Below are 21,985 nucleotides of genomic sequence, written 5' to 3' on the forward strand. Positions count from 1 at the left end.
GGGGAAATGAAACGATGGCGACGGCCGCAGAAAAACTGTTCCGCAAGGCGGCGCTGGACCGCATTTCCTCGCCGGAGCAATTGGACCGCGCGGTGACCGTGGCCGACGCCCGATCATGGATCGCCGCAACCGGGTTGGGGCTGGGGCTGGTATTCTTGCTGGTATGGGGCATCTTCGGCAGCATTCCCACCAACGTGCCGGCCAAGGGCATCTTGATTCCGCAGGACGGACGGGTGGTGTCGGCCATGAGCCCGGCCGGCGGTGTGGTTGACCGCATCTTGGTATCGGTCGGCGACACCGTCGTCAAAGGGCAGGTGGTCGCCCGCATCCGCCAAGATGAATCGCGTCAACGCTTGGGCCATGCCCGCCAGGTGATGTCGGAAAAATCGGACGACCAGCGGTCTCGCCGCACCGTATTGCAGCAGGAATTGCAGGCGACGCTGACCACCATCGGCCAACGCCAGACCGCCTTGGAACAATCGGCGGCGGCGGCCCGCGACCGCATCCGTTATCTGGAACAGCAGGTGCGCAACCGCCAGGAAATGTTGGCCATGGGCTTTGCCACGGCGGAAACCATCCAAACGGCGCAAAACGAGTTAAGCCGCGCCCGGCGCGAATTGGCCGATTCCCATGCCCAAATCAGCGCCGCCAAGGCCGAGGCCATGCAAGCCCGCCTGAACACCGACCGCGAGATGCGCCAATTGGCGGAAAATGTCGCCAATGCCGGCCGCCGGGCCGAGGAATTGTCCACCGAAATCAGCCTGTCATCGGAGGTGCTGGCCCCCAGCGCCGGCCGCGTCAATGAAATCAGGCTGACCGAAGGCGTCGTCGTCGCCACCGGTCAGCCGGTACTGGGGATCGAAAGCGCCGGCAGCCGCTTGCAAGCCGTGGTCTACATTCCCACCGAGCACGGCAAAAAGGTGCATGCGGGCATGCTTGCCCGCGTCGCGCCCTCGACGGTGAAAAAGGAAGAATCGGGAACCCTGACCGGCGCGGTCGCCCAGGTCTCTCCGTTCCCCGCCACCCGCCAGGGCATCACCGCCGTGGTGCAAAACGAAACCCTGATCGAGGATTTCGTCAAAAAGGGCGCCCCCTACGAAGCCCGCATTGATCTGGTTCCCGCCGATACCCCCAGCGGCTATGGCTGGAGTTCCGGGCATGGCCCCGACATCGACCTGAGCAGCGGCACCACCGTCGACGTCTCCATCGCCGTGCGCGAGCAACGGCCCATTTCGCTGATCCTGCCTTTCCTGCGCCGGGCCGTTGGGGTCGATCGGTGAACAGCCAACATCCAACCCCTCGCCGGGTGCGCACGCCGACGATCTTGCAGATGGACGCGCTGGAATGCGGCGCCGCCTGCCTGGCCATGATTTTGGCGTATCACGGCCGCTGGGAACCGCTTGAGGAATTGCGTCAAGCCTGCGGCGTCGGCCGCGACGGCAGCAAGGCGTCCAACGTCTTGAAGGTGGCCCGAGGCTTCGGTCTGGCAGCCAAGGGTTTCAAGAAGGAACCCAGCGGTTTGATGGACCTGCCGGTACCGTCGATCATCCACTGGAACTTCAACCATTACGTTGTCTTCGAAGGCATCGACAAGGGCCGGGCTTATCTGAACGATCCCGCCCACGGGCCGCTATCGGTTCCGCTCGAGGAACTTTCGGCCGCCTTCACCGGCGTGGTGCTGGCCTTCACCACCACCGAAAACTTCCAAACCGGCGGCCATCCCCCCAATGGTCTGCGCCAGTTGGGACAATACCTGCGCCATTCCCGCCGTCCACTGGCTTTGATCGCCGGGTTCAGCCTGTTGCTGGTCGTGCCCGGCGTGGTTATCCCTGGCCTGGAAAAGCTGTTCGTCGATCAGGTTTTGGTGCAGCAATTCGAAAGCTGGGTGGCGCCGCTGTGCCTGGGGCTGGTGCTGTGCGCCGTGGTTCAGGCCGTGCTGACCGGCTTTCAGCAGCATTTATTGGCCCGCTTGGAAGCCAAGCTGTCGATCACCTTATCGGCGCGCTACCTGTCCAGCCTGCTGTCGCGTTCGCAGAACTATTTCAACCAGCGCCACAAGGGCGACTTGGCCAACCGCGCCGCCGCCGCCGACAACATCGCCGACCTGCTGTCCGGCCAATTGGCGACCAATTTCTTCAACGTCGCCGCCGTGTTCTTCTACGCCCTGGCGATGACCGCCTATGACCCGGTTCTGGCCGCCATCGCCTTGGTGCTGGCGGCCGGCAACGTTGCCATCTTGCGGCTGGTGCAACGGCGGCGCACCGACCTGCATCGCGAACTGGCCGGCGATCTTGGCCGATTGGCCGCCGCCACCGTCAGCACCATCACCACCATCGAAACGCTGAAAGTATCCGGGGCCGAGGACCAGGCTTTCGCCGGCTGGAGCGGGTATCAGGCGCAATCCCTGGCGACCCAGCAACGCCTGGGCCTGATCGAGGCCTTGATGACCGGCGCCCCGGCCTTGCTGTCGGCATTATCGGCGGCGGCGATCCTGGGGGTGGGGGGCTGGCGTGTGATTGACGGCCATTTGACCGTCGGCTCGTTGGTGGCCTTGCAGGCGCTGATGGCCAGCATCACCGCGCCGGTGGCCGCCCTGGTCACCCTGGCCGGTCGGCTGCAAGCGGCCAAGGGGGATCTGGAACGCCTGGCCGACGTGCTGGATCTGCCGCCGGCCGTGCCGGTGGCCGCGCCCGCCGCCCTGCCGGCCAAGCTGCAAGGCCACATCGACCTGATCAATGTCAGCTTCGGCTACAATCCCTGCGAACCGCCCCTGGTCGAAGGCTTTTCACTGACCTTGCGTCCGGGAGCCCGTGTCGCCCTGGTCGGCACCTCGGGCAGCGGCAAATCGACCATCGGCCGGATGGTCTGCGGACTTCAGGCGCCATGGTCGGGACAGATTTTGATCGACGGCCACCCGCTGGAAAGCATTCCTCCCCACGTCTTCGCCGGATCGGTGGCCTATGTGGATCAAGACGTCTTCCTGTTCGAAGGCACCGCCCGCGACAACCTGACCCTGTGGGACCCCACCATCCCCGAGACGGCGTTGACCCAGGCGTTGAAGGACGCGGAAATCCACGCCGAACTGGCCAGCCGTCCCGGCCAATACGACACCTTGATCGCCGAGGGCGGTGGCAATTTCTCGGGCGGGCAGCGCCAGCGGCTGGAAATCGCCCGCGCCCTGGTCTCTGACCCCAGCATCTTGGTGCTGGATGAAGCCACCGCCGCTTTGGACCCGGTCACCGAAAAGCGCATCGACGACAACATCAGGCGACGCGGCAGCACCTGCCTGATCATCGCCCATCGTCTGTCCACCATCCGCGATTGCGACGAGATCGTCGTGCTGGATCGTGGTCAGGTGATCGAACGCGGCAGCCATGACCAATTGATGGCCGCCACCGGAACCTATGCCCAACTGATCAAGGCGGGCCGCTGATGACCTTCCCTTCCCCCCCACAAGCCGCCGCCGGCATCCGCCCGGTTTCCGCCGATCAGCCCGTGACGCTATGGCGCGAGGCGGAGGGCTGGCGCGTCGTCACCGGTTTTCTCGACCTGTTCGCCGTCCCCCTGATCGATGGTGAAGCGGCCGGACGGCGCATGTTCCTGGCCCGTCTGGGCGTCGGTCACATCGTCTTGCCGCTGCCGGCGGCCGAGGATTGGGGCATCCTCGCCTGTGGCGGCCAAGACAGCGCCGTCGTCCCGATCACACCGGCGAAGCTGACCGCCGATGATCTCAATCCCTGGATCGCCACCCTGTGCGAAGCCATGGCCGAGACCGAGTCAAGCCCCGCGCCAAGCGCCATGGACGGCACCCACGCATTGATGGCGGGGGAAGCCCTGGCCGGACGCGGCCGCCATCCGGTATGGGCGCGGCTCGTCAGCGGAAGCGCGGTGGCGGCCGACGGCCCCGAACCGTTCACCCCCCAGTCAGCGCCGCTGCCTTTGGCCGCCGGATTGCGGCTGACCGCCTGCGAACCGACGCAAATCGTCTTGGCCCGGACCCAGGATCTGATGGCCACGGGCGGTTTGGCCCAAGCCTTGCCGGCCTTCCATCATTTCGCCGTAGCCGCCGCCATCCGCGCCACCCGCCGTCGCCAAGGCGTCATGGCCGCCATGGTCGCCGACCGCACCCGCCACTCGCAGCAGATGATGGAACGCGGCTATCAGACCCTGGCGCAAACCATCCAGCCGGACCGGCCGCTGGCGGCGGTGACCCGGACCGGCGACACCGTCCTGGCGGTTGTCCGCCGGGTCGCCGCCTTTCAGGGACATCCGGTCGTCACCCCGCCGCAAGCCGTTCCGCTGCCGGGGCCACACGGCCGCATCGGCGCCATTTTGCGCGCCTCGGGCCTGCGGCCCCGCGTAGTGATCCTGCGCGACGCCTGGTGGCGTCAAGACGGGATGCCGTTGATTGGGCGACGGCGCGAAAACAGCGCCCCGGTGGCGCTGTTGCCCGGCCCTGGCGGATATCGCGCCTGGAACCCCGAGGATGGCAGCGAAATTCCGGTCACCGAGGAATTCGCCACCGCCTTGGAGGCGCAGGCCCTGACCGTCTATGGCCGCTTCCAGGTGGCAAGCTTGCCGCCGCGCGACATTGTCGCCTTGGCATTGCGCGGCACCCGCCCGGATATCTTGCGCTTGCTGGCCTTGGCCTTGGGAACGGCCATGCTGGCGCTGCTCATTCCCATCGCCTCGTCCTTGCTGGTGGATGAAATCATCCCCGCCGCCGCCCGCGACCAATTGGGCATTCTGGTCAGCGGGTTGGTGGTGGCGGCGCTGACCGCCGCCTGCCTGGAACTGACCAAGGGCGTGGCGTTGCTGCGGCTGGAAGGACGGCTGGACGCCAATTTGCAATCCGCCATGTTCGACCGCCTGTTGCGCCTGCCGGCGGCTTTTTTCAAACGCTATTCCGCCGGCGATCTGACCGACCGCGTGCTCGGCGTCCAGGCCATTCGGCAAAAGCTGACCGGCGCGGCGGTGACCTCGTTGCTGGGGGGGATCTTTTCCACCGTCAGCCTGGCAATGCTGTTTTATTACTCGCGCCCGCTGGCGGTCTTGGCGGTGGCCTTGGCGCTGGGGTCGGCGCTGGCGACCTTGGCGCTGATCTGGCTGCAATTGCGGCACGAACGGCGCTTGGCCCTGGTGCGCGGCGCGGTCGAGGGCCTGATCTTGCAATTGATCATCGGCGTCGGCAAGCTGACCGTGGCCGCCGCGCGCGAACGCGCCATCGCCCATTGGGCCGAAAAATTCGCCCGCCAAAAGCGCCATGCCTTGGCGGCGCAGGCGGCGGCCCGGATGCAAGCGGTGTTCATGGCGGCTTTTCCGCCCTTGGCCAATGTCGCCGTCTTCCTGGCCATCGCTTACGTGGCCAAGGAAGCGGCGACGGAAACCCAGTTGAAGGCGCTGGTCGGCGGCGAGGCAACCGCCGCCATGGGCACCGGCCAGTTCCTGGCCTTCAACGCCGCCCTGGCTCAGTTCCTGGCCAGCATGACCCAATCGGTCCGCAGTCTCAGCGACGTGCTGGGCTCGGTTCCGTTGTGGGAACGGGCCAAGCCGGTCCTTGCCGCCACCCCCGAAGATTGCGGCGAACGCCATTCCCCCGGAATGCTGGATGGCGGCGTCGAGTTCAGCGGCATCGGCTTTTCCTATGTCAGCGGCGGCCCCAGCGTTCTCAAGGGCTTTTCCGCCACCATCCGCGCCGGCGAGTTCGTCGCCCTGGTCGGACCGTCGGGCAGCGGCAAATCCACCGTCATGCGCCTGTTGCTGGGCTTGGAGCAGGCCACCGAAGGTGAAATCTTCTTCGACGGCAAGCCGTTGTCACGCCTGCATCTCAGCCATTTGCGGGCTCAGATCGGCGTGGTGCTGCAAAATAGCCGGGTGCTGCCCGGCGACGTCTTTCACAATATCATCGGCGACAGCGAATGCCGGCTGGAAGACGCTTGGGAAGCCGCCGCCATGGTCGGGCTGGACGGCGACATCCGCGCCATGCCCATGGGCATGCACACCGTGCTGATGGAAGGCGGCGGCACCTTGTCGGGCGGGCAGCGCCAACGTCTGGCCATCGCCCGCGCCCTGGTGCGCAAGCCGCGCATCTTGTTGCTGGACGAAGCCACCAGCGCCTTGGACAACCGGACCCAGGCGGTGGTGACCCAATCGCTGGCCCGGCTGGGCATCACCCGCATTCTGATCGCTCACCGTCTCAGCACCATCACCGATGTCGACCGCATCTTGGTGATGGATCAGGGCCGGCTGGCTCAATCGGGCCAGTATCAAGACCTGGTCGCCGCCCCCGGCCTGTTCGCCGACATGGCGCGCCGCCAAATCCTTTGACCACAACACAGGGACGATCATGCGCAAGGTTCTTTATATCCTCGGCCAGTTGGATGACATGGATGTGGATTGGCTGGCCCGCCAAGGCCGCAAGCGGCAAATCCCCGCCGGTGAAGTCCTGGTGCGCGAGGGAATGCCCTGTTCTTCGGTCTTCATCTTGCTTGAAGGCGGCGTCGAGGTGACCATCCAGGGCCTTGGCTGCGTCGCCAACCTGGCTTCGGGCGAGATGATCGGCGAATTGTCCTTCGTCGACAGCGCCCCGCCTTCGGCCACCGTCACCGCCCAGACCGCCTGTGTGGTTCTGGACGTGGACAAGACGTTGTTGGCGGCGCAATTGGCCCGTGACGACGGTTTTGCCCGCCGCTTTTATCAGGCCATCGCCATGTTCCTGGCCGATCGCTTGCGCGGCACCGTGCGGCGCATGGGCTATGGCGCCGGGGCCAGCTTGGACAGCGCCGACGTCCTGACCGACGAACTGGATGAGAAATTGCTGGATGCGGTATCGCTGGCCGGCGACCGTTTCGACCGTCTGGTCCGCACCCTGGCGACGGCGCGCGCCCATTGATGACGGCGCCGCCGCGCGTTCCCACCATCTTGCAGTTCCAGGCGGCGGAATGCGCTTTGGCGGCGTTGGCCATGGTGATGGCCCATCATGGTTGCGCCGTGCCGCTGGATGAAGTGCGCCAGCGCGCGGGCGTATCGAGCGACGGCACGTCACTGGCCGTCCTTAAGGCGGTGGCGGCTTCCTATGGCTTCGCCACCCGCGCCTTCCGCAAGGAACCCGAGGCCGTGGCCGCCCTTGGTTTTCCCTGCCTGGCCTTCGTCAGTTTCAATCACATGCTGGTCATCGAGGCGATGACGCCCACGGCCTTGATCGTCGTTGACCCGGTCGGCGGCCGGCAGCGGCTCAGTGCCGCCGAATTCGAGCGCATCTTCACCGGCATCGTCATCCGACTTGAGCCGACCGCCGCCATGGCGCCGCGACGCCGGGTGAAGCGGCGGAGCGTGCCGGCGCTGATCCGGCAAAATTGGGGCTGGGCCGGACTGGTCTTGATCCTGGCCATGATCATGGGCGGCGCCGAGACAATCTTGGCCTTGGCCTTGGAGACAGGGGACGTCGTCACGCCCCTGCTGGCGGCGGCGGCGCTCCGTCTTGGCCTGCATGGCGCCCTGGAAGGGTGGGCCAAAGGCCTGCGCCAGGGGACGGCGGCTCTGGTCGACCGGTTGCTGCCAAGCCGGGCCGCGTCTTATTTCGGCTTGCGCAATCCATCCATGCTGGCAAGCACGGCGCACGTCCCCCGGCATCTGAGCGAAGTGATCCAAGGCGGCCCGGCCGCCGCCAGCGCCGGCTTGGTGGCGGCACTGCCGCCGCTGGCTCTGTTGGCCTTCATGGCCCCACCAACCGCCGCCGCCGCCGCCGCCGCCTGGGCAATCTGCGCCGTGGCCACCGCGCATACTTTCCTGGCGGCGGGATCGCCGTGGCGGCGCATGCGCCAGCACGGCGGTCCTTTGCCCCTGGGCTATCATTTTCTGACCCCCGAGCCCTGGCAAATGTCCGGCCGCGAAGACGAGGCATTATCCGAGGCGGTGGCCGCCGACACCCGCGCCATATCCCCCTCCGGCGATTTCGCCATCGCCGATTCCCGGCTGCGCGCGATCATCGCCGCCGCCATCGCCGCCACCGCCGCAATCGCCATGGCGACAGCGCCGGGACTAACCCCGGCGGTTCTGGCCGTGCTGGCCTGCTGGCCCTGGCTGCATGTCCCCAAAGCCATGCCGGCCCTGTTTTCCCTGCGGGATCTGGCCGCCATGCTGGATGATCTGACCGGTGCTCCCGCCGTGCCGCCGTCGCCCGCCGCCGCCGCGCCGGGAATCGCCCTGGCCGGACGTGGATTGGCCTTTGCCCATGGCCCCGTCCTATTATTCCGCGACCTCGAGTGCGCGATCGCCGTCGGCGCCCGGATCGGCCTGACCGGACCGGCCGGGGCCGGAAAAACCACCCTGGCCCGCGTGCTGGCCGGACAGATGGCCCCACGGGCCGGCAATGTCGCCAGCAGCGGCGCCGTCACCCTGGTCGCGGCCGCACCGGCCCTGTTCGCGGCCAGTATCGCCGACAACGTCGCGTGTTGGCGGCCCGGAATGGACCAACAGCGGATCGAAGCCGCGCTCCGCGCCGCCGAACTGTGGGACGAAATCAGCGGCCGTGCCGACGGTATCGCCACCCACGTCGCCGAGGACGCGGCCAATCTCAGCGGCGGTCAGCGCCGTCGGTTGATGCTGGCCCGCGCCCTGGCCGGCGCTCCCTCCGTGGTAATCCTGGACGAATGCTTGGATGCCGTCGATGTCGCCACCGAGGCGCGTATCCTGCAAAACCTGCGTGATCTGGGGATGACGGTTCTCTTGATCTCGCAGCGCCGCGAAAGCCTGAGCGCCTGCGACGCCGTCTGGCGGTTGAGCGAAGGGGTATGGCGGCCCTGGCATGATGGCGCCGACGCCCACGCCGCCATCCCGGCGACACCCGGCGCGGGCGCGGCCCCGCCGCCAGATCCTCCGCCGCCAGCTCCCCCTGACGCCGCCACCTGGGCCGCCCTGGTCACCGCCGCCGCCCTGCTGGGCCAGGATTTGCCCGCTTGTTGCCCCCCGGTTTCATCCCCCCCTGGCGTGCGTCCGCTGGATTGGCTGGCGCGACAGCATGGCTTGTTGCTGTTTCCGGTCAGCCTGCATGACCATGGCTGGCACCGTCGCGGTGACGGCGTCATCCTGGCGCGGCAGCCCGACAAGGGACCGGTTGTGCTGGCCCCCAGCGGATTGGGCGGCTATCGCCAGCGCACGCCGCAAGGACGCTGGCGCCGCCTGACCAATGCAGGTGCCGCCACCTTGGCCACCGACGCTTTGTTGGTGCTGCGCCGCCCCGACAACGTCACCGGGGCGGCCCTGGCATGGTCGTCCTGGCAGATCGCCGCCGCCACTTTGGTATTGTGGCTTGGGGTGCTGGCGCTGGTCTGCGGCGGCACGGCGATTGCCGCTGTCGCCGCCGTGGGAATCGGCATGGGGGCTTTGACCCTGGCCCGTCACCGTCTGCGCGACCGATTGCGCCTGATCGGCACCGTCGCCGCCGCCGGTCATGCCCTGCGGCTGTCGCCCTGGTGGAGCCGAAGCCTGCCGAGCGGGCGGCTGGAACGGTGGTGCGAGGATTTCCGCACCCGATCCGGCCGACGCGATACCGCCTTGGCCGAGGCGGCCGCCCTGACACTCGTCGTCACCGGCATGATCTTGTTGTTGCCCCGGCCGGAATGGACCGCGGCGATGGCCGCCACCGCCGCCGCCACCGTGTTGATCCTGGGGCGTCTGGGTGACCGCCGGCAGCGGCAGGCCCGGAAATCCAAGGGGGCGGCCAATGTTTTTCTCTCCCCGCTGCTGGAGCTGCTGCCCTGGTGCCCGGGCAGCCAGAGCGCCGCCGCCGCCTATGGCCAGTGGCGGCGACGGGAAGACGACAGCGAACGCGACGACCGCCGCCTTCGCCTAATCGTGACCCTGCGCCGCTGCTGGCTGCTCTTGTCCCCCCTGGCCGGGCTGGCAATCGCCGCTTCCGCCCCCCCCTCCGTCATCCTCTCTTGCGCCCTCTCCATGGTTATTGGCAATGGCCTGGGGATGGCCCTGGACAGTCTGATCGGGCTGCGCCGACGACGGTTCAAGGACATCTTGGCGGCCCCGCGCGAATGCGGCGGCGCGCGGCCCAGCCGGCCGCCACATGCCCTGACGGCGGATGCCGTGTCTTTCGGCTATGACCGTCCGCTGCTGCGGCATCTTTCCCTGGCGATCAAACCAGGGGAGATCGTCGCCATCGCTGGACCGTCAGGCTGTGGCAAATCAACCTTGATGCGGTTGCTGATGGGATTCGAGCCGCCCCAAAGCGGCCGGGTCCTGATGGACGGCATCGACATGGCCACCGCCGACCGGCTGGAATGGCGGGCCCATGCCGCCGCCGTGTTTCAAGATGAGAGGCTGGATTTCAGCCCCTTGCATGCCCAGGTTCGGGGATCGGCCCCGCTTGGGCTGGATCAGGTGGCGGCCCGGCTGATCCAAATCGGGCTGTGGCCCAAGGTGGCGGCGCTGCCCATGGGGCTGGCGACACTGGTGGATTGCCGCTTTCTTTCGGGCGGGCAGGCTGCGCAATTGATGCTGGCCCGCGCCTTGTCCCGCCAGCCCTCGCTGCTCTTCCTCGACGAAACCCTGGCGGCCATGGACCCGGCGGCACGGGCGCAGGCCCTGGCCGCCATCCGCGCCAGCGGCGCCACCTGCGTGCTGACCAGCCACCAAAGCGACGTTCTGGCCGCGGCCGATCGAGTCTTGTGGTTGGAAGACGGGGCGGTGCGCGCGGAAACGGGGACGCCGCCTCCCCCTTTGGCGTCACATGCCCCGCTGGCCGTCATTCCCGCCGATCCACCCTCGGCCTTCGGCTCGGCAACCCGGTTATATCGGCCCGCCGCCCTGGCCCGGATCGAAGGTCCCGACCGTCGCGACGTCCTGCCGTCCCCCCCGCCTTCCCCGCTTTTGCCCTTGTGCGCGGCGCTGATCGCGGTGGTTTTGGCCTGGCTGCCGTGAACCGATCACCGGGATATGGTGTAAGACCGGGATGCCCCTTGAAGGCATCACGGTCTAATGCGCCGGCCCCGCCTCACCGGCGGAAACCTCATCGCCCCAGCCGATCCAATTCCCCCGCACATTTTCGTAATGCACGGCAGGGTCATAGCGGACGACGGCCAGGTTCAGCGATTCGGCGGTCATCCGGCCCAAAGCGGCCAGGCTGCGATAAGACGCCGCCATCTGGTCCCGACGGGCGCCAATCAGATTGATCTGCGCCTCGAACAATTCCTGCTCGGCATTCAAGACGTCCAGCAAAGTCCGGTTTCCCAGGCGCATCTGCTCGGCGGCGACACCGTCCCGAGCGATCTGGTTGGCGCGCACCGATGCGTCATAACTGTCCACCTGGGGCTGGGCCGCCGCCAGCGAATTCCATGCCTCCTGGGCTTGTTGGCGGGCGGCGCGGCGCGCCGCTTCCAATTGCTGGCGGCGCTGCCCCAATTCCTGTTTGCGCGCCTGAACCCGCGCATATTCGGCCCCCGACTGATAAAGCGGGACCCGAACCACCACGCCGGCGCGCTGGACCCGCTGGTCCGAAACTCCGACCGTGCTGTTGGTTTCGTAGCTGTCGGAAGCCTCCATCGTGACGATGGGCAGCACTTCGGCCTCGCTGCTGTCGATGGCGGCGCGCGCGGCCTCGACCGCGAAGCTGGCGCCACGCACGCGGGGATTGGCCATTTCCGCCTCGGCCAGCACGGCATCGCGATTGCCCGGCAGGTCCGGCAAGATCTCGGGGAAGCTCAGACTGGCCGGCGCTTCGCCGACCACGGCGACATAACGGCCACGGGCGGTGTCCAGCCCGGCCTCGGCCCGGCGCAAAGCCGCACGGACATTGGCGAGACGAGCCCGCGCCTGGGCCACGTCGGTCATGGTGGCCATTTGACGGGCGAAACCGGCCTCGGCGGCGTCAAGCTGACGGTTCAACACCAAGACGTTGGCGCGGGTGAGTTCCTGCACCCGTTCCGCCCACACCACGCCCAAATAAGCCTCGGCCGTTTCCAGCAGAACACTCTGTTCCACATTGGCCAGATTGGCCCGCCCGGCCAGGACCCGCGCCTCGGCGGCGCGTACCGCCCCGGCGGTCCGGCCGAAATCGGCGATGCGCTGACTGAGCGTCACCCCCGCTTGGCGCTGCGGCAAGATGGCGGTGCTGCGGGTGTCACTGGAATCATGCGCTTTGACGTAGCTGCGCGATCGCCCCAACGTGACCGACACTGTCGGCCGCCACGCCGACAAGGCTTCGGTGACCCCATGATCGGAAACCGCAAGGGCCGAGCGCTCGGCCTTGAGCGTCGGATTGTTCCAGTAGCTGAGCGCCAACGCGTCCTCAAGCGACTGAGCGGCGGCCGGAGCCGAACCAAAGGCGAGCAGAACAACGCACCCCCACACCCCAACGCGGCGGAAATCCCCCATAAGCACCATCATCCCAAGCAGCCCAATGGCGGCACGATACTGCCGCCCCCAGGTCCGACCAAGACAATCCCCCCTTGCGGCAAAGCTTCATCAATCGTCGTTGATGAAAGCCCCCCCCCTTATCCCGGCAAGGACGAAATCAGTTGTCGGGCATCTGCACCCGGATCGAGGTTTCGGCCCGGCGGCCGTGTGAATCGACGACGACGATGCGGCTGAAGCCTTCACCCTGGGGCGGCCAAAACGACGCCCCGGCCGGCAGTGGATCGCCATCGACCACCCATTGAAACGGCGGTGTCCCGCCAGCCGCCAACAGCGACACGCCGTCTTTGAGCGTTTCCACCACCGCCCCATCGGGCGGAAACAAAATGCGCAACGGCTCGCCGGGGCGCCCCGGCAGGCTGTGATCTTGGCGAAGATGGGCCAAAGCCGGCGGCGGCACAGCCTGAAACAGGGCATGGCCTGGGGATTGAGGCGGAGGGCGCAATCCGTGATCGGGCGGCAACAAGTCGAAGACTTTAAACATGATGGGGGCGGCGGTTTCGCGCCCCATGGCGCCGGGCCGCGGCGCCCCGTCGGCGCGCCCCACCCACACCGCCACGGTGTAATCCGCCGACACCCCCACCGTCCAGGCATCGCGAAAGCCGAACGAGGTTCCGGTTTTAAAGGCGATGCGCCGGGGCCGGGCCACCCCACTCCCGCTGGCGATGCCGTTGGGGCTGGGGCTGCCCTCAAGAACGTCAAGCACCGCACGGGCGGCGGCGCTGCCCACCAACACCCGGGGCGACGGCGGCGGTTCGCCCTGCAAGGTGGCCGGCGGCAAGATGCGCCCGTCATCGGCCAATCCGGCATAAAGCGCGGCCAGGTCGGTCAAGCGAATGCCGACCCCGCCCAAAGCCAAGGGAAGACCGGGGTCCTCGGTCGATGGGAAGCTCAGATCAATGCCGCATAGCCGCACCACGGCGGCGAAGCGGGCCGGACCGATCTTTTCCAGAACCTGCACGGCGGGGATGTTCAGCGACCGCTGCAACGCTTCGCGGGCGGTGACCGTGCCATGGAAATCGTGATCGAAATTGCGCGGCCGCCAAGCACCGAAACGCTGGGGCATGTCGCTGATCAAGCTGCCGGGATGGAGCGACAGATCATCAAAGGCGACGGCATAGATGAACGGCTTGAGCGTCGAACCGGGCGAGCGCCGGGCCTGGCTCAGGTCGACTTGGCGGGCCAGCCAGTCGCCGCTGCCAAGATGGGCCAGCAGCTTACGGTCCTGATTGGCCAAGACCACCACCGCCAGATCGGCGTCATCGGCGAAGCGTTGCTTTTGCGTCAGCCCCAAACGTTCCAGTCCGCGTTGCAGCTTGCCATCCACATGGGTGCGCAAAATCGCCCCGACCGGGGCGGCGGCGGCCAAGCGGCGGGCCAGATGCGGGGCATGCATGGGCAAGGGGCGCTGATCGACGGGAACCGGGTCGGCCTTGGCGGCTTGGGCGGTGGCCGTATTGATCACGCCGGCGGCGGCGGCGCGATCCAAGATCCGGTCACGGGCGGCACGGGCGGCGGCGGGAAAACGGTCGGGCCGCAACCGCTCGGGCGATTGCGGCAGGGCCGCCAACAATGCCGCTTCCGCCGGGCTAAGATGAGTGGGGGGTTTGCCGAACCAAGCCCATGACGCCGCCTGAACCCCTTCCAGGGCGCCGCCGAACGGGGCCAAGGTCATATAAGCGGCAAGGATGCCGTCACGCCCCAAATGGGCTTGCACCTGCACCGCCCGCAAGATTTCCGTCAGTTTGGCGCCAAGGGTGCGCGGCTTGGGTTCCAGCAGGCGGGCAACCTGCATGGACAAGGTCGAGGCCCCGGACACCACCCGGCCATACCGCAGCGCCTGACCGGTTGCCCGCAAGGCGGCGAAAGGGTCAAAGCCGGGATGCAAACCGAAACGGCGATCTTCCGCCGCTTTCAGCATGGCCGGATACAATGGATCGACCTGTTCCAGCCCCGTCGGCACCCGCATCACGTCGCCGGCGGCGGGAAAAGCCTGCAACAGGCCGCCTTGGGCATCCAGAACCAGGGTGGAATGGTCCCGCAACTTGCCTAAATCCGGCGGAAACAGCCTATCGGCGATCAAGATCGCGGCAATGACGCCGAACGCCGCCAGCGCGATCTTGATTGCGTGACGCCGGATCACTCGGTGACCGTCAACCGGCCCATTTCAGTCCGGGCCTGAAGGGCGGGGCGGTACATATGCTCGACCCGTGCCGCCGGCAAAACGTATTCGCCGGGGCTGACCGCCCGTACCGCATAGGCCAGTTTGAAGGTCCAGGGGGCGAAAGCATGCGCCTCGCGGTCCTTTACCGTATCGGCCATGCGCTGTTCCGGCAAATCCAAGGCGGCGACGAAACGGTCATCGCGGCCTTGGCGCAACGGCGGGTCGGACAAGGTGCCCAGCCAACCGTATCCCGGCTGATCGGGACGGATCACTCCTTCGATGTCCCAGCCGGCGGGCAGCAGATCCAGAACCGCATAAGAACCGGCCACCTTGGCCGATGCGGCCCCTTCCAACACCACGATCAGGCGGTCGTTGCGCGTGACCTGGGTCGGATCGACGGCATTGCCCGCCATATCGAAATAATGCTTGGCCACGGTGACGCCCGTCGCCGCAGCCGGCAAGGGCGCCATCGGCACGCCCGAGGCCGAGACCGTGCGGAATACCGGGCCTTCGCCGGCATTTTTCAAACTCACGCCGCGCTGCAAATCGGCGACAGCCAGAACCGCCGAAGCCGGATCGCCGCCGGCCATGGGCTTGCCGTCCAAATCCATCACCAAGCGCCCGGAATTGCGGGCGGTGGCGGCAGCCGTCAACAACATCCAGGCCTTTTCCTGGGTATTGGTCAAATCCGCTTGGGTTTCCATGGTTTCGGTCAGCTGCAACACGCTTGGAACCAAAGCCGAGCGCCCCGATTCGGCGGCGATGGCGGCAATTCCGAAAGCGTCGCGCAGCAGGCTGCCATAGGGCCGCATCTTCTTGCTCAGCGCCTTGGCCGCGTCCGCATTGGCGCTGTCATGCAGCCGCTGCCATTCGGCCAAGGTCGCCTTGGCCTGGTCGAAAGCCCTGGCCGCGCGGGCCCGTTCGCCCACCGCATCCAAGGCCGCGCCCAGATGGGCCAGGGCGATGGGCTCCGCCGGCGGCTTCTGGTCGGCCAAATAGCGTAAATCCCCAGCATTGGCCAAGCCCTTGCGGGCCAAAACCGCCATGGCATAGGCGCTGACATCGCTGCGATCATAGCGCGTGGCGCCGCCGGCCAACCAGCGGCGACCGGCATTCATGGTGGCGGCGGGAACGTCATACCCCTTGTCGGCGGCGCGGCTGAGAAAATCCAGGGCAAATACCGACAGCCACGGATCGGCGGATTCGCCCCAACCGCTCCACATGCCGAAATCGCCTTCGGCCATCTGTAGGGAGGCGATGCGTTCCACCGCGTCTTGAATACGCTGAGGCGCGTCCTTGTCCTGATGCGAGCCGATGGTCGCCGCCACCTCGTTGAAATACAGCAAGGGCATGGCCCGGCTGGTGGTTTGTTCCAGACAGCCGAACGGATAACGGTCCATCCAGCGCAGCAGCCCCACCACGTCCAGCCCTTGCCAGCGCGACACAGAGACCGAAGCCAGTACCGTTTCCGGCCGCAAATCGACGGCGCGTTCAGCCCCCAACATCACCGTCTCGCCGGGGGCGATGCTCGCCGTGTCTTGCAAGGTGATCGGCAATTGCGGGGCACGGACCTGGATCCGCCAATTCCGCGTCACGGCAAAGCCGTCGGGGCCGCTCATGCTGAGTTCGGCAAAGCCGATCCCGGTGCTTGTGCCCTGGATGGGCAAGGTGAACACCTCGCGCTGGCCTTTGGCCAACTGTATCTTGCGCGACAGGACCGGCGCGGTCACCGCGTCGCCCATGCGCACATCCAGGCTATAGATTCCCGCAGCCCCATCGACGTTGTGCACCAAGGCGGTGGCGCCGCCCTGATCGCCAGGGGCGAGGAAGCGGGGCAAGATCAGTTCGGCGACCAGCGGATCGCGCACGATCACCCGCGCCTCGGCCGAGCCGGTTTTGTCCGCGTCAAAGGCCACCGCCATCAGCCGCAATTCCCCCTGGAAATCGGGAATGTCCAGGGCAATCCGGGCCATGCCGTCGGCATCGACGCGGACCAGACCGGAAAACAGCGCGGTGGTCCGCGTCGGCACCACATCCAGGCCCTTGCCGCCAAAGGCATCGCCGCCCTGATCATCGCCCGATCCCGTCAGGCCGCGAATCAGCCGGCCATAATCGTCGCGCATTTCCGCGCCCAGCCGACGCTTGGACAAATAATGGCCCTGCGGCGACGGCGTCTTGAACCGCGTCAACTGCAAGATGCCTTGATCCACGGCCGCCAAGGTCACCATCGCCTTGTCGCCGCCGCTGACTTTGATCGGCACGGTCAGATGGCTGCGCGGGACAATCCGTTCGGGCGCGTCCACCGTGATCGACAGGGTCCGTTGCGCCGGGTCCAATCCCAACCATGCCGTCCCAACGGCGCGCACCGGGGCGCGGCCCGGCTTGTCGGCCAAGGGACGGTACAAGGTAATCATGGCATAGGCGCCGGCCCCCCATTCGGCCCCGATCTTCACCTCGACATCGCCGCCGCCGGCGGGAATGGAAATGTTGCGGGTTTCGTGCAGGCGCTCGTTGGCGATCACCAGCAAGGCTTCGCCCGCGGCTTCGGAATCAACATGCAGCCGGGCGGTTTCGCCGCTCTGATAGCCGGCCTTGTCGGCCGCGATCTTCAACCGGTCGGGCCGATCAGCCGAGGCGGCGCCGTACCAGCCGCCCCAGAACGAAACCGAACTGGTCGCCCCCGAAACCGGGTCCCGCACCATCACCCGGTACAATCCCCACTCCACCTGATGGCGGATGAGCTTGGGCCCATTGCCCCCCACATCGACAAGGCCACGATCAATTTCTTGTTCGCGCGCCACCCGCTCATAGCGCCAATTGGCCCCCGAGCGATACCATTGCCAGGTCGAGACATCCTTGAGCAGACGGTATTCCAGACCGGTAACGGCCTTGCGGGCGCCGCCGGCATCGACGGCGATCAGATCGAATACCGCGTCTTGACCGGCGCGCACGCTGCCATCGAAATGGGGACGCAATCCCAAGGCCACATCACGGGTGTTCAGGGGGATGTAAACATGCTCGGCGGTGGCGCGCCCGCCCGGCTCCCGCACGGCGATGCCGATATCGGCGCGCAAGGGCCGGGTGGCGTTCATGCCATCGGGCACCGCGCCGCTCACGACGGTGCGGCCTTGGGCATCGGTATCGCTCACCGCCAGATCAAGGCGCCCGCCGTCAAAGGCCTCATTTTCGATGCCCCAGCGAAAATCCTTATAGGCCGGGAAAGGCGCCGGATCGGGCTCTAGCGTCAATTGCGCCTCGCCCCCCAGGGCCGAGGCCGGGGCGCCATACAGGAAACGCGCTTCCACCGGGATGGTCAGCGCCGCGCCCGGACGCAGAAAGGCCGGACGCTCGCCGATGGTCAGCCCCAAACGTTGCGGCACGAAATCTTGGACTTCGAAACCAAGCCGTCCCGCCGCCGGGCCTTCGGGGTCCAGATGGATCGAAGCCTCCCAATTGCCGCGCGCGGCATCGGCCGGCAATTTGATCTCGCTATGGGCAGCGCCGCCGCCTTGGTCCGAGACACTGAAGCGGCGGTATTCCTTGCCATCGGGACGGGTGATTTTAACGATCCAATCCCGCCCGACGATCGCCTTGGCGGCGGCGTCGCGCAGCATGCCGACCAGATGCACGGTTTCGCCGGGGCGGTAAATTCCCCGTTCGGAATACAAGAACGCATCCACCGGCCCCGACGGGGCGCGTCCATCGACGCCGCGATCGGACAGATCAAAAGCGGGACGGCGCAAATCCATGAAATTGAAATCATCGCCGCCATAGGCCATGACCATGACCGGAGCCAGACCGCCAGCCCCGCGCAGCAGGCCGGGGGCGAAGCGCGCCGTCCCGTCGCCGCCGGTTTGCGTTTCCGCCAGCACGTCATTGTTGCGGGCGATCAGCACCATGCGCACCCCGGCCAGCGGTTTGGCGGAATGCAGGGAGCGCGCCGCCAGGGTCAAGCCGTCGGCGGCCGTGAACGAGGTCAGCCCCAGATCCGACTGCACCACCCATTGCGAGGCGATCGGGCGGTATTCCGCCGCATCGTAATATCCTTCTTCGTCGCCCTGGTTTTGCGGCACGTCGGGATCGCGCGCCGTCACCAGATAAGCGCCGGGCTCGGCCTTGCCCACCGCCTTGTCCAGCGGGAACAAGGTGATCACCGCCTCGTTGCGCGGCCCGGAAACCGGGATTTCGCCGCTCCACACCAAGCGGCCCTCGTCATTGGCGACCTCGCGGGCGCGATAAGGGTAAGTGGTGCGGTCATCAACCAGATCCTGGCGCATCCGAGCCAGCAGACGATCGCCGACGCGATAGACCTTGACCTCCAGCCGCGAGGCGTTGACGGTGGTGACCGGCAAGCCCTCGACCGCCTCACGCGGCAGCACGAAGCCGGTGCCGAATCGCACCGAAGAGGGACGATCGCCGAAAGCGACCATGACATCCGCCGCTTGGGCCAAGGTCTCGCCCCCGGCCGCCGGCAATCCGGCGCGCAGGGTCAGCGTGTATTCCGAGCCGACGGCAAAGCCCGACAGGCACAGACGTTTGCCGTCAACGCGAAAACCGGCTTTGACCCCCGCCGGCAATTGCACGTAATCGGCATAGCGCACGGCACCGGTCGCGGTCAAATCGGCGGAAAAGGTCAGGCAGGCTTCGATGGCGTCGCCGCCGGTTTCCACCACCACGCGGCGAAACGCCAATTCCCCGGCCGCCACGTTTTCCAACGCCTTGGCAGGCTGCGACCGCACATCCGCCAGTGTCGCGGTCGAAGGGGCCATGACCGGGGCCGAACCAGAGGAAGCGGGTTTGGGGGCGGGGGCGGCGGTAAACCGCGGCAGATCCTTAACCCCCCAGACGGCCAAGGCCGAGGCGGAAGCACAAACCAAAACGGCAATCGCCGTCATCGTCTTATTCATCGCCCCGCTCCCCTGAAGTCAGCGGGTTACTATCGCGCAAGCGCCCGCCGGCGGCAATGGACTTACCCAACCAAGAAGCGCGGAGAGGGGCGATGCCGGATCAGCTGCGCAATCCGGGGGCTTCATGCCCGGTGCGCGCCACATATTCTGTATAGCCGCCACTGTATTGGTGGATGCCTTCGGGCGTCAGTTCCAACACCCGGTTGGACAGCGTCGCCAGAAAATGCCGATCATGCGACACGAACAGCATGGTGCCCTCGTAGCTGGCCAATGCCTTGATCAGCATTTCCTTGGTGTCGAGATCCAGATGGTTGGTCGGTTCGTCTAACACCAGGAAATTGGGCGGATTGTACAACATGGTGGCCATCACCAAGCGGGCCTTTTCGCCGCCCGACAAGACGCGGCACTTCTTTTCCACGTCGTCGCCGGAAAAGCCGAAACAGCCGGCCAGCGCCCGCAATGAACCTTGATTGGCCTGGGGGAAAGAGCACTCCAGCGATTCGAACACGGTCCGCTCGCCATCAAGCAATTCCATGGCATGCTGGGAGAAATAGCCCATCTTGACGCTGCCGCCGACGGCGACCGTGCCGACATCCGGCGCGGTGCTGCCCGCCACCAGCTTTAACAGCGTCGACTTGCCGGCGCCGTTCACGCCCATGACGCACCAGCGCTCCTTGCGGCGGATGGTCAGGTCAAGCCCTTCATAGATGGTCCGGCTGCCATATCCCTTGTGCACGTTGCGGAAAGCCACCACGTCCTCGCCCGAGCGCGGCGCCGGCGCAAAGTCGAACGATACCGCTTGGCGACGCTTTGGCGGCTCGAACCGTTCGATCTTGTCCAGCTTCTTCACCCGGCTTTGCACTTGGGCCGCGTGCGAGGCCCGCGCCTTGAAGCGCTCGATGAATTTGATTTCCTTGGCCAACATGGCTTGCTGGCGTTCGAACTGCGCTTGTTGCTGTTTCTCGTTCAATGCCCGTTGGCGTTCGTAGAATTCATAGCCGCCGGAATAAGACGTCAGCGACCCGCCGTCGATCTCGACGATCTTGGTGACGATCCGGTTCAGGAACTCGCGATCATGCGAGGTCATCAGCAAGGCGCCGTCATAGCCCTTAAGGAATTCTTCGAGCCAGATCAGGCTTTCCAGATCCAAGTGGTTGCTTGGTTCGTCAAGCAGCATGGCGTCGGGCCGCATGAGCAAGATGCGCCCCAGCGCCACCCGCATCTTCCAGCCGCCCGACAGCGCCCCCACATCGGTCTCCATCATCTCTTGGCTGAAACTGAGCCCGGCCAGCACTTCACGCGCCCGCCCCTCCAGTTCATAACCGCCCAATTCCTCGAAACGCGCCTGCACCTCGCCATAGCGTTCGATGATGGCGTCCATCTCGTCGGCACGGTCAGGATCGGCCATGGCCACTTCAAGCTCGGCTAATTCCGCCGCCACGGCGCTGACCGGCCCGGCCCCATCCATCACTTCGGCGACGGCGCTGCGACCGGCCATTTCACCGACATCTTGATTGAAATAGCCGATCGAGACGTGCTTCTCGATCGCCACCTGGCCTTCATCCGGCATATCTTCGCCGGCCATCATCCGAAACAACGTCGTCTTGCCGGCGCCGTTAGGCCCGACAAGACCGACTTTTTCCCCCCGGTTCAACGCGGCCGAAGCCTCGAAAAAAAGGATCTGATGGCCGTTCTGCTTGCTGATGTTATCTAAGCGTATCATGTGCGACTGGGTTCCCGTGGCGTGATCCGCTCCTTATGCCACAGGATGCGCGAGGTCACAGAGTCCTTATGCTGAACCGATCAGCACCGCATGACGACACGGCCAAGGAATTGGCGCGGCTGTGCGGACCACCCGCACCCGCCGATGACCGACAAGGACCGGTGCAAGGCACTGACGAGGCTGGACAGCGAAATCTCAGACTTGGTCGAAGCCGAGCGCGAGCTGAAGCGCCGCGAATAAGTGGGAACAGGCGGAAGACCAAGGCTAAACCGTTGGAAATGCGCGGGAATCACCCGGAACATGGGGCAATGGTTGATGACACATGATTTCGGACAGCAAAAAAGCCGCTAAGTCATTGACCTAGCGGCTTAAATTTGGTTGCGGGGGCAGGATTTGAACCTGCGACCTTCAGGTTATGAGTCGTCTGGAAATCTGTACGTCTAATTTCGCTATACTACGAATAACCCGCCATTTCAGCCATTCTACACCGCATTTTCCTGCACATGTACTGCGCCAGATTGCGCGCGAATACCCAGGATTTTGCCCCCTATTGCTGCCGCCACGCTACCAGGATTCCGCCGTCTGATTGGCTCGGTAGCAAGGCACATCATGGGGTTTAGGGGCGGCTAGGGAAAAAGATTATTACTCTTGGAACCGAAAATGACCTAAGTGCTACCAAGTGTCGTGGCGCTTTAACAGGCTGCGGAAAAACCCTTTCATCTGAGGCTGCATCGTGATTCGCTTCTCCTGCTGAGTTCGGAGGGGGGG

Annotated in this window: 9 protein-coding genes; 5 read left to right on the plus strand and 4 right to left on the minus strand. The window is 66.1% G+C overall.

The window, feature by feature from the left end:
- Positions 1-14 precede the first annotated feature (14 nt).
- The 5 genes from KEC16_RS12525 to KEC16_RS12545 are packed head-to-tail and all read left to right on the plus strand — an operon-like array spanning position 15 to position 10,932.
- A complete protein-coding gene (locus tag KEC16_RS12525) occupies positions 15-1,280 on the plus strand; it encodes an NHLP bacteriocin system secretion protein (protein WP_211549387.1) in 1,266 nt (421 codons plus the stop codon).
- Entirely contained in the window at positions 1,277-3,433 is a 2,157-nt protein-coding gene (locus tag KEC16_RS12530) for an NHLP family bacteriocin export ABC transporter peptidase/permease/ATPase subunit (RefSeq protein WP_346344076.1), read from the plus strand. The genes KEC16_RS12525 and KEC16_RS12530 overlap by 4 nt, the downstream gene beginning before the upstream one ends.
- On the plus strand, positions 3,433-6,327 hold the full coding sequence (locus KEC16_RS12535; RefSeq protein ID WP_211549389.1) for an NHLP bacteriocin export ABC transporter permease/ATPase subunit: 2,895 nt from the start codon (positions 3,433-3,435) through the stop codon (positions 6,325-6,327). The genes KEC16_RS12530 and KEC16_RS12535 overlap by 1 nt, the downstream gene beginning before the upstream one ends.
- Before the next feature lie 19 nt (positions 6,328-6,346).
- Positions 6,347-6,892, plus strand: a complete 546-nt coding sequence (locus KEC16_RS12540) for a cyclic nucleotide-binding domain-containing protein (RefSeq protein WP_211549391.1) — start codon at positions 6,347-6,349, stop codon at positions 6,890-6,892.
- Positions 6,892-10,932, plus strand: coding sequence for an ATP-binding cassette domain-containing protein (locus KEC16_RS12545; RefSeq protein WP_211549393.1), 4,041 nt, complete (start codon positions 6,892-6,894; stop codon positions 10,930-10,932). The genes KEC16_RS12540 and KEC16_RS12545 overlap by 1 nt, the downstream gene beginning before the upstream one ends.
- A 54-nt stretch (positions 10,933-10,986) precedes the next feature.
- Here the strand turns inward: KEC16_RS12545 and KEC16_RS12550 are convergent, their stop codons facing one another.
- The 4 genes from KEC16_RS12550 to KEC16_RS12565 form a co-directional block, all read right to left on the minus strand.
- The gene (locus KEC16_RS12550; protein ID WP_211549395.1) at positions 10,987-12,396 is read right to left on the minus strand and encodes a TolC family outer membrane protein; all 1,410 of its coding nucleotides are present in this window, start codon (positions 12,394-12,396) and stop codon (positions 10,987-10,989) included.
- Positions 12,397-12,523: 127 nt separating this feature from the next.
- Positions 12,524-14,566 carry a penicillin-binding protein 1C gene (pbpC, locus tag KEC16_RS12555; protein ID WP_211549397.1) on the minus strand — a complete coding sequence of 681 codons (2,043 nt, stop codon included), beginning with the start codon at positions 14,564-14,566 and terminating at the stop codon, positions 12,524-12,526.
- Positions 14,563-19,494, minus strand: a complete 4,932-nt coding sequence (locus KEC16_RS12560; RefSeq protein ID WP_211549399.1) for an alpha-2-macroglobulin family protein — start codon at positions 19,492-19,494, stop codon at positions 14,563-14,565. Before KEC16_RS12560 ends, pbpC begins: the two co-directional genes overlap by 4 nt.
- Positions 19,495-19,594: 100 nt before the next feature.
- Positions 19,595-21,217 carry an ABC-F family ATP-binding cassette domain-containing protein gene (locus KEC16_RS12565; RefSeq protein ID WP_211549401.1) on the minus strand — a complete coding sequence of 541 codons (1,623 nt, stop codon included), beginning with the start codon at positions 21,215-21,217 and terminating at the stop codon, positions 19,595-19,597.
- Positions 21,218-21,985 lie beyond the last annotated feature (768 nt).

It is taken from the genome of Magnetospirillum sulfuroxidans (assembly GCF_018224925.1).
GTDB classification, from domain to species: domain Bacteria; phylum Pseudomonadota; class Alphaproteobacteria; order Rhodospirillales; family Magnetospirillaceae; genus Magnetospirillum; species Magnetospirillum sulfuroxidans.

Bases quoted from the DNA above. Each gene is read 5' to 3' on its own strand.
- KEC16_RS12540 (WP_211549391.1), top strand. From the start codon at position 6,347: ATGCGCAAGGTTCTTTATATCCTCGGCCAGTTGGATGACATGGATGTG.
- KEC16_RS12545 (WP_211549393.1), top strand. From the start codon at position 6,892: ATGACGGCGCCGCCGCGCGTTCCCACCATCTTGCAGTTCCAGGCGGCG.
- KEC16_RS12565 (WP_211549401.1), bottom strand. From the start codon at position 21,217: ATGATACGCTTAGATAACATCAGCAAGCAGAACGGCCATCAGATCCTT.
- KEC16_RS12535 (WP_211549389.1), top strand. From the start codon at position 3,433: ATGACCTTCCCTTCCCCCCCACAAGCCGCCGCCGGCATCCGCCCGGTT.
- KEC16_RS12550 (WP_211549395.1), bottom strand. From the start codon at position 12,396: ATGATGGTGCTTATGGGGGATTTCCGCCGCGTTGGGGTGTGGGGGTGC.
- KEC16_RS12525 (WP_211549387.1), top strand. From the start codon at position 15: ATGGCGACGGCCGCAGAAAAACTGTTCCGCAAGGCGGCGCTGGACCGC.
- KEC16_RS12560 (WP_211549399.1), bottom strand. From the start codon at position 19,494: ATGAATAAGACGATGACGGCGATTGCCGTTTTGGTTTGTGCTTCCGCC.